Raw genomic sequence first — 12,923 nt, 5'->3', positions numbered from 1 at the left:
CGCACGCCGGCCGAGGTCTTCATGGCACATTTGCGCGAAAGTAGCTGATGCCCTACCCTTCACACGGCATTGTTGCACTTGGATTAGATTCTCCAAAACTTGAACATCCTCGCAACTCTAGCCGGAGCGCCCAGCGGGCTCGGCGAATGATTTAGCCCGCGACCGCAGCCGACCGCTTGAAGATGATAGTCACCTTAGTTCCCTCACCGACGCTTGAGGTGACATGGAACTGCGCCTTGGCATTTTCCGTCAGCGACCGCGCGATGAGCGCTCCGAGTTTACCGGGTGCGGGCCATGTCACACCTTCAGGCAGGCCAATACCGTTTTCTTGGCTTAAAACTTGAACATCCTCGCAACTCTAGCCGGAGCGCCGAGCGGGCTCGGCGAATGATTTAGCCCGCGACCGCAGCCGACCGCTTGAAGATGATAGTCACCTTAGTTCCCTCACCGACGCTTGAGGTGACATGGAACTGCGCCTTGGCATTTTCCGTCAGCGACCGCGCGATGAGCGCTCCGAGTTTACCGGGTGCGGGCCATGTCACACCTTCAGGCAGGCCAATACCGTCATCAGCGACCACGACCCGGCAACCATTGCCGTCAACCATGCTCTGCAGCGTGATTGTCCCTCCCTCCAGACCTCTAAAGGCATGCTTCAGCGCGTTTGTGAGAAGCTCGTTCACAACCAGTCCTGTCGGCATGGCGACATTTATCGAAACCGGATAGGTGTCGACCTTCATGTCGAGGCGGATGCCCTCCACCGCGTGAGAGGTCATGACGGCGGAGGCTATCTGACTCAGATAGACGCCCAAATCGATCTCGTCCTTGTGATCCTCACCAGATAGCGCTCGATAGAGGATCGCCAGTGCATCAACGCGCCCCACCAGCCGTTCGAAACGCTCCTTGTCTGGCTCGACCGCATTCCGAGTCTCCATTCGGATGAGCGCCGTAATCATCTGCAGGTTGTTCTTGACCCTGTGCTGAAGCTCGCGCAGGAGCGTATCCTTCTCCCGAATTCGCTCCTCCATCGACGGTTTGTCGGCATCGCTATGGGCAGACACATCAACCAGGGCAACAAGTCGGAAGCAGAGCTTGTCGTCGTCGTCCTCAATGACATTTGAATAGACATCTACGATCGCTGAACCTGATGTCTCGCGCTCGAGGCGGAAGGTTCCTACGAAATCGGTTTGCGTGACGATCGCTTCATCTATCCGCCGATCGGAGGGCGCTTTCACCGCACTCCCTGAGAGCCCCTCCCAATTCTCCTGCTCAATGCGAGCGGCGGTGAGCCCGGAAAGCTTCTCGAACTCTGGATTGGCATAGACCACCGTCTCGCCATCCCTCAGATCGGACACCGCAATTGCGATAGGAACTTGGTCGAGGAACTTCTTGAACTGTTCGCTTTCGAGCGCAGTCGCAAGTTCTGGAGTGTCGAGCAATTGTTCGACAGGCTCGTGCCCAACTTCGTCGGATGTCATCCGTTTACCCCGGTCCTTTCGCCGTGTAACGACAGGAGTGTCAGTGAATTTATACGCCCGCCATCTGATCAAGGCTACAACGCCCTGGCTGTGGATTTCAGGAGCAGGAGGATATGATGCTCGAGGGTTGCGCCGCCATTTACGCCGGAACACATTCGCTGTTCCTGTATCGGGGAACTGATTGCATCCGTGAAACACCGTCCAATTCCTATTGCGGTTCCCGGCCATCTGGCCCACCAGACAGACGGGGTAACGCAAGGCAGACTGTGCGGGTCCAGAAATCCCTGAGGCTTCGGCACGAAGGTCTCTTTCGACCTCCTGAGACCTGCGGCGTATTTTACGATCGGTAGACCGGCCGATAACAGCCGCGTTTCGGGAAATCGACTGCCTATCCCTCGCCTTGATGGGCAGACCATGGAATCTACAATCGCAGCGACGCCATTCATACAAGGAGAAGACGGGCCGAAAACCCGCCAACGAGCTTATCCGCTATTTGACGGCGGCGTCGGTGAAGCCTTCGAGTTCCGCTCCGATTGATGACAGAGCGTCTCCAAGACTTAGCTCGGCCGCTGCCCTTCTTTTTTCCGGAAGCAGGCTAAGGCCCTTCTGGATCGCGGCCCGCCAGCTCTGACCTCTGCCCCAAGCTTCGGCAAAGACCTCCGCGAGTTCCTCTTGTCGGCGGGTGGCTTCCAGTGCCTCGATCAGAAGGCTGGCCTGATACAGGTCCTTCTCCCGTTTCGCGGTGCCGTTTACATCCGACTGCCTGCGGGAGGCGACGATCAGTTTGTGCACTGCATAGCGCTCCGGCGATGGCACGATCACCGGAACACCCGAGCGATGCAGCATGACAGTTCGGACGGGCTCATGGATCAGAAAATTGAGAAAACGCAATGGCTGTGCCGACGCCCCGCCAAAAGCGGGCATCGGGCTGGCATGATCGGCATACTCATCGGGACCCCGATTGGGTGTGAGGAATTCGACCCGGTATCGGGCGGCATTCTCAAACTGTGTGATCCTGTGCGGGTCTGATCGATGTGGAACCGCCCTGAAAGTCGCGTCAACGCTCTTCAGAATGTCGATGACAGGCGGCAGGCTGTCCTCGACGGTCGAGGACACCGAATAATGCTGAGCGAAATCGGCGTCTCCGGTCTGCAACGAGGCTCCGGGCAGCCGGACACCGAGGTATCCGGCATAGGTCTGGAATGCGACTGTGCCGACGAGAACACCGCGGAGGCGGAAGATGCCGGCTGCGCCCATGGCTCGTCTCCCGTAAACAGGCGGCACCGCCCAAAATCATCCAAGTCGTGGATGCCGTGCTTATGATCGATCAGGCCGGACCGAGTATTTCGGGGACTCAAGGTTTAGAGAGCGGGCGGACAGGTTAAGCCCCGCAGAAGTGCACGCGCAGCTATCGGATTTGCGGGTTTGGCGAAAGACATCTGAAGATAGACCCGAGCGCCCTTCCCGCGCACATCAACCAGGAAGCGTCTGCCGCCGTCGCGTGGCCGCAAACGTGCCCCGTCCAGGAACCGCAAAAGGCCCCATGGACCGGGTGCGCTCTTTTTCTCGACCACAGTGCCGTTGTCGAAGGAAATCTCGAAGCCCCGTGTGGGTGAGGGTCCCGGCCAGTTCAACCTGACCGCGTCCCCGGAGGTGACGACCGGAGCATGAGCACCGCCGATCGAAATGGTTGCTGCTCCTCTTTGAGCGAGGGCCTCCAGCGTTACAGGTACGTCGGGCGTCGTTCCCTGCTCAAAAAGAGCGTCACCAACGGCAAGCGCCCTTTGGAAAAAGGCAGCGCTTTCGGGTGTGTAGCCAGAAAGACGCGCTTCCGGCTTCCAGCGCCACGGGGTCGTCGACGTGTCCATCAATTGCGCCAATTGCGCACGATAATGGCGCCCGACAGAGCCGTCCGGCGCGAAGATTCGTGCCACTGCGGCAAGATCCGCATCGGGGCCATCTGAGAAGGGGTAACGGCCACTTACAGCCGCCTGACAGGAGGTCGTGATCTCGGAACCCCATGGTGTCTGTGGTCTCACTTGTGGGACAGGATCCGCGGGAGCCTCGGGCTCTTGTGGAGCAGCCGTCTGGGCAATCACATCCTCGACTATCTGCACCACAAGAAGGGGGGCTTGCTGCAATGCGACAATCGAGTTGGCGCGCTCCTGAGCGTCCATGAGGGATTTCTTTCCAAGCTCAGCATCTGCATCGAGAACGGAGAGAGCCACGTTCAATGACACAAACAGATGGGAGATTTCCGACATCCGCCCCTGTTCGACAAACTGTATGGCCGGTCCCAATGCGGCTGCGACGCGAAGCTGGTTGGCGTGGCTTCGGTTGCGGTCAGTGCCCCCGGACTGGCGCCAGGCCTCTCGGATCAGCGCCGAAAGCGGCGAACTGCTGGCGCTTAGCGCACCGCTGATTACTACGGCGGTGGGTTGATCGGAGAACGGCCGCACGCGAAGATCACCGAGGTAATGCGACCATTCCTCCAATGTGCGTTTTTGAAGGAGATCCATTACGGCCTCGGTTGTCGTCGTGCCCTCAGCCGCTAGAAGCGTTGAAGCCTCCGAGCTCGCGCGCTGGATCGCCTGCTTTGCGCCGCCTGAACGAGTATAATTCCATCCAGCCTCCGTATATATGCCCGGGATCTCACGTTCGAGCGCCAGACCTGAACTGTGGATCAAAAGCGCGTCAAGACCAGGGATAACTTCGTCAAGGGACCATGATGGGAGTGCTGCCGTTTCCTCGGCTCGGGTCAATTCCAGCAAAGCGCGCTCGCTCGCCAAGCCTTCAGAAGCGAACTGCCGGGCCTGGGCAATCGTCTCGGGATCCGGAGACGGAATGGCGGGCGGAGCCTTGGACATAGCGGCAACATGCTGGGCGAGATTAGCGAGTTCTGGGAAGGTCCGAACCCGGTCGGCGACCCAGCCGGCCAGAAAACGCGGCTGCCAGTCCGATGTACCCCTCAGTATCGACCAGGCCCGCAGGGAATCGTAGAGCGCATTAGCCTCGCCTTCTGTGGCAAGCGCAACTGCAAGTGCCTCGGCGAGAGGCCCTGCAACAAGTGCATCCGCCGCTTCGCTGTAGCGGCGACGTGCAGTTCGACCGGGATCGACACTCTCTACATAACGAATAAGGCCGATCGGTGAGCTCGACGCATCCTGCTCAACAAGGCGGACCGCCGCGGCGAAGGCATCGAGCTGAGCCGCGCGCGCGGCCGGGGTCGCAGTGATGCCTGCTTCGACCACGCGTTCCACGTCGGGCAATTGCGCCAACAGCTGCTCGCGAAATCGCCATTCGGCCCATGCTGCCCAAGCCGCCATTATTGCGAAGAAGCACGCGAGCCCAAAAAAAACCAGGCCGCGATCTGCTCGCGTTCTATGCCGCTCACCCGCCAAATGGGCGGCTTGAACAGCTTCGTTGCAGTGACCGAGGAAACGGGCGAGATCGCGCCTTGCTGGACCGCCTCTCGCCGCCTCCGCCGCCCGTTCTGCGAGACGCTTTGACCCAGCGCTCCGGCTGATTGGAAGCGCGGCCGCCAGCGCCCGCTCCCATCGTCGTATTGGCAGCGCCGGATTGTTGCGGGCACGGGCATCGAGCAAAGTAACGAGCGCGTCGCGTGCGTCCAGAAGCCAGTCCAACGGAACGTTCTTGCGGCGCGCTTCGACCTCGAACGCAGCCACAAGTGTGCGTGCGGTTGCGGCCAACTCATTTGGGTCCGGCCGCTTCTCGCTTTCGGCCCGCTGTGCCAGGGCAAGCAGTGGATGCGCCAGTGCAGGAAGAACGTCCGCTTCCATTCCATCCTGACCGGGCGATCGGGCATGGTCTTTCACAGCTTGCCCTCTGCGGCCCATTTGCGAAGCAGCGCTTCGCCTACCTCGAAATGCATGGAATCTTCGCGACTATAACCTGCACCCCAGTACCAGCCGGCGTCGTTGAAAAACTCTGCAAGCACGACGAGGCCGAACTGCGTGCTGCCATCTCCCATCCTGTCGAGGTCCCTCTTGAGCGTCAGGTCGACGGCTGCCCCCCAGGCGTGTGAGGATACGGACTTGGCAGAACCGCGCACATAACGCGCGCAAAGCGCACCAGCCGTCCCGATCGCAGCATAGATGTCCGGCTCCTCCTTTTTCAGGCGCTCTAATACCTGGCCCAAAGAGTCGAGTGCAGGCCTGATCATCGTTAGTCGGAAGTTTCCAAAATTGCGCGTCGCCAAAGTTCTGACCAATTTCGGATTGGTGACCGGCTGGCAGGCTGTGGAATAACTGCTTCGCGGCTCGCCCAGGATTTCGCGGAGCACCCCCGGCTTCGGACGGACGATGCCGTCATTGAAGCGTTTCTTTGCCAACTGCATGGGTTCTGTCAGGTCTTCAGTTTCCTGTGGCGGCGCCATACCGCCGAATTGGTCCACCGAGAATGACTGCTCGGTCGGAAGTTGGTCGGGGGGCGGCGCTGGCTGCGTGGGCGGAACGGGTTCAGGGCGGGGGGCGGCCGCCAGTTGTGAAAGCTCTCTTTTGAGTGCGCTCAGTTCGGCGCGCAGCGCCTGAATTTCTCCGTCCTGCTGGGCAAGCTGTTGAGTCAGTCGGTCGATCTTTGCTGCATTCGGATCCGGCTCTGCGTTGCGAAGAAGATCGGCGACGAAAGCAAAAGTCGCCGCCGCAAGGATGATGCTCATGCCGATGACGACGGCTGCAATCGGATTCAATGGCCTCAAGGCGCTGCAGCTCCGTCAATGCGAACCACAACAACCGAGACGTTGTCCGGAGCACCGCGATCGAGAGCGGCGGCGATCAGCCGCCGACAGGCGGCCTCAGGCGTTGACACCGATTCCACGCATGAGGTGATCTCCGCCTCCGTAACGCAGTCGGTCAAACCGTCGGAACAAAGAATCAAAAAGTCCCCGGGCTCCAGCGCGACATCGGTCGTTTCCACATCCAGGCGATCGCCAGCTCCGATTGCCCGAGTTACAACGTGAGCTTGCGGGTGCTGCCACACTGCGGCGGGCGTGAGGTGTCCGCCATCGATAAGTTCCTGCACAACCGAATGATCGCGTGTAAGCTGCGACAGGTCCCCTCCCCGCAAGCGATAGGCCCGGCTGTCTCCCACCCACGCGATTGTCGCTGCCTGGCCGTCGACGAGCGCGGCCACTGCTGTTGCGCCCATCTGCTCTACCTTTGCCGAGGCCGCCCATCGCCGTATCGCGGAATTGGCTGCCTGGAGTGCTCCAACGAGATGAGCACACGAAATCGGGGTGTGCGGTAGCAGTGCGAGCTGTTCGATGACCATGTCAGCAGCAACATCGCCGTGGCCGTATCCGCCCATTCCGTCGGCAACCGCCCAAAGTGTGCCCGAGGGATCAGTGAGAATTGCGTCCTCGTTGCTGTTTCGCACTTGACCAGTGTGACTCAGCCCTGCCCCTTCCGGCCTGCCCAGCCGGTTAGGTACACGCGTCGATGAACCGTCCCGCGAATCCTGGGTCATGAGCAGATGAACCCTTTCATTCGCTCCATCGCGAAGCCGCTACCTGAACAGTTGCCCCCCAAGTTATCCTATAGTAATTTTGTAGAAGGTGAAACCTCCTCGCCAAAGGGAGCCTTAAGATGATGCGCCTGCCGGCAGCGAATCTAACGGTGTTTCTTGCTCTATTCTTCGCCCAACAAAGTGACTTGGCGGCACAGGAACTCACCGATTCTACGTTGAAAGAGCGCTTTCAGCGACAAATCGACTTGTTCAAGGCTGCAGGGGCTTCAAAGCTCGGTGCCACGCGCGGGCTGGTTCTTACCAATCCCGGGCCAAATGCAGCGGCTACGCCGGTGGCAATCGAGGCTCCCGGTGAAGCAATAGCCGCTCCGGCATCCCCTCCTGCCCCTCAGACCCCACGCATCCAGTCCGCTTCCGATAGCAACGAAGTAGCTCAGCCTCCGGCAACCGCAGCAAAGGAGCCGTCATCGGCAGCTTCGGATGAGACGACCACCGATCCGCAGACCTATTGGAAGCTGCCGCCTTCTGACCAGATAAATGTGCGCGTGAACTTTGCCTTCGATTCCGCCGCCATTGCCATGGATCAGAAGCCGGCGCTGCGCCAGCTTTGCAGGATCATGAAGGAGATGGACATCAAGCTCGTTCGCGTCATAGGGCACACCGATGCAGTCGGAGGCGCGGCCTACAATCAGCAGCTGTCAATGCTGCGCGCCAAGGAAGTTACGCGGTTCTTCGCGGATGAATGCCACATCGCTCTCGAACGCCTGGAGGCAGTCGGGGTAGGGGAGCAGTTTCTTCTCAATTCGGAAAACCCGAAGGCTGACGAGAACAGGCGCGTGGAGTTCCAGGCAGTCAGTTAAGGATGCGGGCGTAACAAAAGATCGTCAGCAGGGCTGCCGCTATTCGAACGCGTAGGTGAAGCCATCCGCAGACGCGCCAACCGTGACCTTGGTTAGGCGTTTACCTTCGAGCGCCCAATTCAGAACGCCTTTGCTCAAAGCCGGCAGAAGCGTGTTGGTCAGGATCGCGTCGATCATGCGACCACCCGATTCGACCTCAATGCAACGCGCCTTGACCAATTCCAGAACTCCGTCCTCGATGACCAACTCAGCGTCATGGCTGCCGCGCAATCGGCGTGCGATCTTGCCGAAGTGATGCCGTGTAATTGCTTCAATCATTGCGTCTGAGAGCGGATAATAGGGCACGACGATAACCCGGCCGAGGAATGCCGGCGGGAACACCTCCAGCAATTGCGGCCTCAGTACAGCTTCAAGCTCTTCGGGCGACGGCCGCATCCGTCCCCCGTCGGTAAGCTTCATGATGGCCTCCGAGCCGACATTCGACGTCAGAAGGATGAGCGTGTTGCGGAAGTCGATCCGTCGACCCTCGCTGTCGTCCATCATGCCTTTGTCGAAAACCTGGAAAAAGATCTCGTGCACATCCGGATGCGCCTTCTCAACCTCATCGAGCAAAATGACGGAATAGGGTCGCCGCCTGACGGCTTCGGTCAGAACGCCCCCCTTACCGTAGCCGACATAGCCGGGAGGCGCGCCTTTTAGCGTCGAGACCGTATGCGCTTCCTGAAACTCCGACATGTTGATGGTGATTAGATTCTGTTCGCCGCCGTAGAGCGCCTCGGCGAGAGCCAGTGCAGTTTCGGTCTTTCCGACCCCGGAAGGGCCGCAGAGCAGAAAGACGCCGACGGGCTTTTCGGGAGAGCCTAATCCGGCCCGGCTGGTCTGCACGCGACGAGCGATCGCTTCCATTGCGAGATCCTGCCCGACGACACGCCCTGCCAGAACGTTCGCTAGCTGCAGCGCCTTTTCGGTCTGGCTGGTCAGCATTCGGCCGACCGGTATGCCTGTCCAGTCCTGCACCACCGAGGCTACGGCATTCCTGTCGACGGAAAGCAGGATCAGCGGCGTTTCACCCTGCAACTCCGCAAGTTCCGCCATCAGGGTCTTCAGCCGCACAAGATCCGAGTCCCGGCTCGCAAGCTCTTCCTCGCTGCTTGCCTGCGCCGGCTGAACCACGGCGACAGTTTCCCCAATCTCGTCGCCTGCCGCGCCGTCGGCCAATGCATGATCGAGTTCGACTCCCTTCCCGCGCAGCCGCCCCCTGAGGTCGAGAATTTCCGAGACGATCGACTGTTCTTTTTCCCAGCGAGCCTTTGCGGCGAGCAGAGCGGTCTCGGTACCGGCGAGAGCGGCTGCAACCTTGCCCTGACGCTCCTGAGTTTCGATGCCGATTGCGCTCTCGCGCGCGATGATACCCTCCTCAATCTCAAGAGACTGCTTGCGTCGCAAAAGGTCTTCGACCTCCGCCGGTGTGGCGTGCTGCGATACAGCCACGCGAGCGCAGGCGGTATCGAGGAGACTGACCCCCTTGTCCGGCAGCTGGCGAGCGGGGATATAACGATGCGAAAGGCTGACGGCTGTCTCGATCGCCTCGTCGAGAATCTGCACCTGATGGTGCTTCTCCAGCACGCCGGCGACACCGCGCAGCATCAAGACGGCGCCGCTTTCATCGGGCTCCTCGACCTTGACCACCTGGAAACGTCGCGTCAGCGCGGGGTCTTTTTCAATATACTGCTTGTACTCGGCCCAGGTTGTCGCGGCGACCGTGCGAAGCTCGCCGCGCGCCAATGCTGGCTTGAGAAGGTTGGCGGCGTCTCCCGTTCCCGCCGCACCGCCAGCCCCGATCAGCGTGTGGGCTTCGTCGATAAAGAGGATAATGGGCGTTTCCGATGCCTGGACTTCATCGATGATCGTCTTTAGCCGCCGTTCGAACTCGCCCTTGACGCTCGCCCCCGCCTGCATCAAGCCAATGTCGAGCATGTGGAGGGACACCCCTTTGAGCGGCGGCGGCACATCGTCTGCAGCGAGGCGCAGGGCAAAGCCTTCGACCACCGCGGTCTTTCCCACGCCGGCTTCGCCCGTCAGGATCGGATTGTTCTGTCGCCGGCGCATGAGGATGTCGACGATCTGGCGAATCTCCGGATCGCGGCCGAGAACCGGGTCAATTTTTCCGTCGCGTGCACGTCGAGTGAGATCCACGGCATATTTCGCCAAGGCAGACTCACCGCCTGGCTGGCGTTTTTTCCGGGATGGTTCTGACGTCTCTTCCTTGCGGGCGCTTTCAAGTGATCCAGCGAGAACGTCGTCAAGCCGCGCGATGATCGAATCTGCATCGATCCGATCGAATTCAACGCCAATTTTTGAGAGGAGCCCCTCAAGCACCGGCACCTTCCTGCAGGCGAGCAGGACATAGGCTCCACGTACCTCCTCAGATCCGAATTGCAGGCTGGCCAGGCTCCAAGCCTCCTGGATCGCGTGAAAGATGTGATCGGAAAATTCCTCAATGGAGGTTGCGCCATAGGGCAGCTTGTCTATCGCTCTCGCCATTTCGGCGGCGAGACGGCCGAGGTCGACGCCGGAGTCCCTGAGGATCAACTGAAAGTCGGCGCGGTCGACTAGCGTCAGTTGTTCAATCCAGTGAACGAGTTCAACATAAGGGTTGCCGCGAAGCTTGGCCGCGTCCGCCGCTGCCTTGAATGCGCGCAGGCATATCGGGTTGAGCTTGCCGACCAGTTCCTTGCGCTTGAAGCTTGGAGAAGACATGTTCTGCTGCATGTCGGTCGGGCTCCTGCCGGCGTTTTTGAATAGGCGCCTCTAGTCTTGGATCACTAGTCACAGCGTGCCACATTATAGTATTCTTGACAAATAATCAGGCAGCGCGTTCTTAGGGAATATTGTGGTAGCTGGCTTCCGTTGGGTGCGTTTGGAGACACCATATGCTCGATCCACTGCCCGGGGACATCTTTCGCAAAGGCCAGGTGCTCAACAACACCTACGAGATTGAGGGTGTCCTGGGCCGCGGCGGGACGGGCGAGGTCTATCGGGCGAGCAACCGCATCACCGGCCGTGTGGTGGCGATCAAGGCATTGAAGCGCGAGCTGTCGGCCAATGCCAGTTATCTCGAGCTCATGAAGCGAGAGGAAGAGGTGCGCAGCATCTCGCACGACGCGGTCGTTCGCTACACCGACTGCAGTCAGACGGGCGACGGCCACGTATACCTGGTGATGGACTACGTAGCAGGCATCCCTCTCAGCGAGTGGCTCGAGCGCGGCGGGGCTTCTCCCCGAGATCTACTGGTAGTGGCACACAGGGTGGCCGAAGGCCTTGTCGCGACGCATGAACGCAAGATCGTCCATCGCGATCTTTCCCCGGACAACATCATTCTGCGTGACGGCAGACCGGAGGAAGCCGTCATTATCGACTTTGGCATCGCCAAAGACAGCACCGCAGGTGCCCGCACGATCGTCGGCAACGACTTTGCCGGCAAGTACGAGTATGCCGCGCCGGAGCAGATGCACGGACAGGCGGAGCCGCGCTCCGACCTTTATGCGCTCGGAGCATCGCTGCTCGCAACGTTCCGCGGAAAGATACCGGATGTCGGAAGGAGCCCGGGCGAGGTCATCCGCCATAAGGAGCGCCGGCTTGATACTTCCGGCGTTCCAGAACCGCTCAAGACCTTGATTGACGATCTGACCCAGCCCGAGCCTGCCCAGCGGCCGCCAGGCGCCGCCGCCGTCGTCAAGGAAATCGCGCGGTTGCTGCAGCCCGGTTCCGGTGCTGCGTCGCATCGGGGGCGCTCCGAAAAGGCCGGCTGGAAACCATGGCTTGTCCTCCTGCCTCTCGGGGCGCTGGCAGCAATCGCCGGGCTTTGGTTTTTTGGGGCATTTGGGGACTGGTCGAGGACGGCGCTCCCGATCGCTTCCCCTTACAAGCTGGTTGCCGGTGTGGACGGACAGGGACGCGCCACGCTCATCGGCTTTGCTCCTGATGCCGACCAGCAAGAGGCAATCCTCTCGAAATTCACCCAAGAGGTCGGGCATGCACCACCCGACGGCACCCTTACTCTTGCCGACGGCGCTCCGTCTGTACGATGGGCTGAGGACATGGCCGCCTTTTTCGCGCTCGCCGCGCCGCTCGAGGAGTGGAAGCTGGAAGTTGCCGATCGAACGGTTCGCCTTACCGGACTTGCGGGCGATATCAAAGGGCGCGAAGCCGCGGTAACCCGATTTGCTGCGGCGGCCAAAGAGGCCGGCTATCAGCCCGTCCTACGTATCGCCGCCGGTCCGCGCGATCTGGCGCCGGATCAACTGAAATCGCTCCTGGTACCATTGGAGACCTGCGGCCCACTCACGATTCAACCTCCGCAGACGGGTACCTACCCTCTTGGAGCAATGGTGTCGATCCGGGGAAACGTCGCCTCCAGCAAGGACATCCATGCCGTTCAACAGGCGCTTGCCCCGCATCTTGGGGATCGCGAGCTGCGCTTCGACGCCACCGTGCTCAACAGCCAGCTATGCGTCGTTCAGGAGCTGCTGCCGGATGCGAAACAGGGTCCGATGACAATCGTCCTCGGATACGGCGACAAATCCGAACCGAACATGTCCGGCATCTATTCGGTTGGCGATAACCCGGTTATCGACGTGCTGGCGCCGGCCACGCTTGACGAGGGTTACTTGTGGGTTGCAATCGCCGACGTCACCGGCAATCTCTTTAACGTTCTTCCGAATATTAAGAGACCCAATCATGCGCTTGCCGACCTCGGAACCCTGTCTGAGGGGATGCGAAGCATCCGGGTTGCCTATCCGACGGCCGAAGGTGCAGTCGATCCAGCCAAGCTCTCCTTCGCCGTCGACAGCACGTTCGGCAGAAGCCTGATCATCGTCCTGCAGACGAACGAACCGCTTTTCCCGGAGCTTCGGCCTACAACCGAGTCCACCAAGTCTTTTGCCGAAGACTTGCGCGCGGTGATAGCCATGAGGCGTGTTTCGGTCCTCTCAATCGCCACCCGGCTGATCGATACCAGGAACTAAAAATTCAATTGCTATCGAGAGACGGGGAAATAGAACAGCTTGAAAAACTATGGTAAAAGTACACTGTGAGGAGAACA

The 12,923-nt window shown here is 60.1% G+C and carries 7 protein-coding genes and 2 pseudogenes; 2 read left to right on the top strand and 7 right to left on the bottom strand.

Annotated features, from left to right (window positions below):
- Positions 1–151: 151 nt before the first annotated feature.
- From J2Z31_RS29150 to J2Z31_RS06410, 6 genes and pseudogenes are all read right to left on the bottom strand, one after another.
- A pseudogene (locus J2Z31_RS29150) lies at positions 152–325 on the bottom strand (histidine kinase); the annotation flags it as partial.
- Between the two features lie 67 nt (positions 326–392).
- Entirely contained in the window at positions 393–1,475 is a 1,083-nt protein-coding gene (locus J2Z31_RS06430; RefSeq protein WP_209601095.1) for a sensor histidine kinase, read from the bottom strand.
- Between the two features lie 489 nt (positions 1,476–1,964).
- A pseudogene (locus tag J2Z31_RS06425) lies at positions 1,965–2,735 on the bottom strand (GSU2403 family nucleotidyltransferase fold protein); the annotation flags it as partial.
- A gap of 101 nt (positions 2,736–2,836) precedes the next feature.
- A complete protein-coding gene (locus tag J2Z31_RS06420) occupies positions 2,837–5,275 on the bottom strand; it encodes an ImcF-related family protein (protein WP_209601012.1) in 2,439 nt (812 codons plus the stop codon).
- A 32-nt stretch (positions 5,276–5,307) separates the two neighbouring features.
- On the bottom strand, positions 5,308–6,183 hold the full coding sequence (locus J2Z31_RS06415; RefSeq protein WP_209601011.1) for a M15 family metallopeptidase: 876 nt from the start codon (positions 6,181–6,183) through the stop codon (positions 5,308–5,310).
- Positions 6,184–6,188: 5 nt separating this feature from the next.
- The gene (locus tag J2Z31_RS06410) at positions 6,189–6,959 is read right to left on the bottom strand and encodes a PP2C family protein-serine/threonine phosphatase (protein WP_209601010.1); all 771 of its coding nucleotides are present in this window, start codon (positions 6,957–6,959) and stop codon (positions 6,189–6,191) included.
- A gap of 119 nt (positions 6,960–7,078) precedes the next feature.
- Here J2Z31_RS06410 and J2Z31_RS06405 point away from each other — a divergent pair, with 119 nt between their 5' ends.
- A complete protein-coding gene (locus J2Z31_RS06405) occupies positions 7,079–7,819 on the top strand; it encodes an OmpA family protein (protein WP_209601009.1) in 741 nt (246 codons plus the stop codon).
- Between the two features lie 39 nt (positions 7,820–7,858).
- On the opposite strand, the gene tssH is transcribed toward J2Z31_RS06405, so the two are convergent.
- Entirely contained in the window at positions 7,859–10,591 is a 2,733-nt protein-coding gene (tssH, locus tag J2Z31_RS06400) for a type VI secretion system ATPase TssH (RefSeq protein WP_209601008.1), read from the bottom strand.
- A 161-nt stretch (positions 10,592–10,752) separates the two neighbouring features.
- Between tssH and J2Z31_RS06395 the strand changes: the two genes are divergently transcribed.
- Positions 10,753–12,846, top strand: coding sequence for a serine/threonine protein kinase (locus J2Z31_RS06395; RefSeq protein ID WP_209601007.1), 2,094 nt, complete (start codon positions 10,753–10,755; stop codon positions 12,844–12,846).
- Positions 12,847–12,923 lie beyond the last annotated feature (77 nt).

It is taken from the genome of Sinorhizobium kostiense, from assembly GCF_017874595.1.
GTDB lineage: Bacteria > Pseudomonadota > Alphaproteobacteria > Rhizobiales > Rhizobiaceae > Sinorhizobium > Sinorhizobium kostiense.
This window is presented reverse-complemented; position numbering and strand designations above follow the sequence as displayed.

Excerpts from the sequence above, each read along its gene's own strand:
- tssH (WP_209601008.1), bottom strand. The coding sequence starts at position 10,591 with ATGCAGCAGAACATGTCTTCTCCAAGCTTCAAGCGCAAGGAACTGGTC.
- J2Z31_RS06430 (WP_209601095.1), bottom strand. The coding sequence starts at position 1,475 with ATGACATCCGACGAAGTTGGGCACGAGCCTGTCGAACAATTGCTCGAC.
- J2Z31_RS06395 (WP_209601007.1), top strand. The coding sequence starts at position 10,753 with ATGCTCGATCCACTGCCCGGGGACATCTTTCGCAAAGGCCAGGTGCTC.
- J2Z31_RS06405 (WP_209601009.1), top strand. The coding sequence starts at position 7,079 with ATGATGCGCCTGCCGGCAGCGAATCTAACGGTGTTTCTTGCTCTATTC.
- J2Z31_RS06420 (WP_209601012.1), bottom strand. The coding sequence starts at position 5,275 with ATGGAAGCGGACGTTCTTCCTGCACTGGCGCATCCACTGCTTGCCCTG.
- J2Z31_RS06410 (WP_209601010.1), bottom strand. The coding sequence starts at position 6,959 with ATGACCCAGGATTCGCGGGACGGTTCATCGACGCGTGTACCTAACCGG.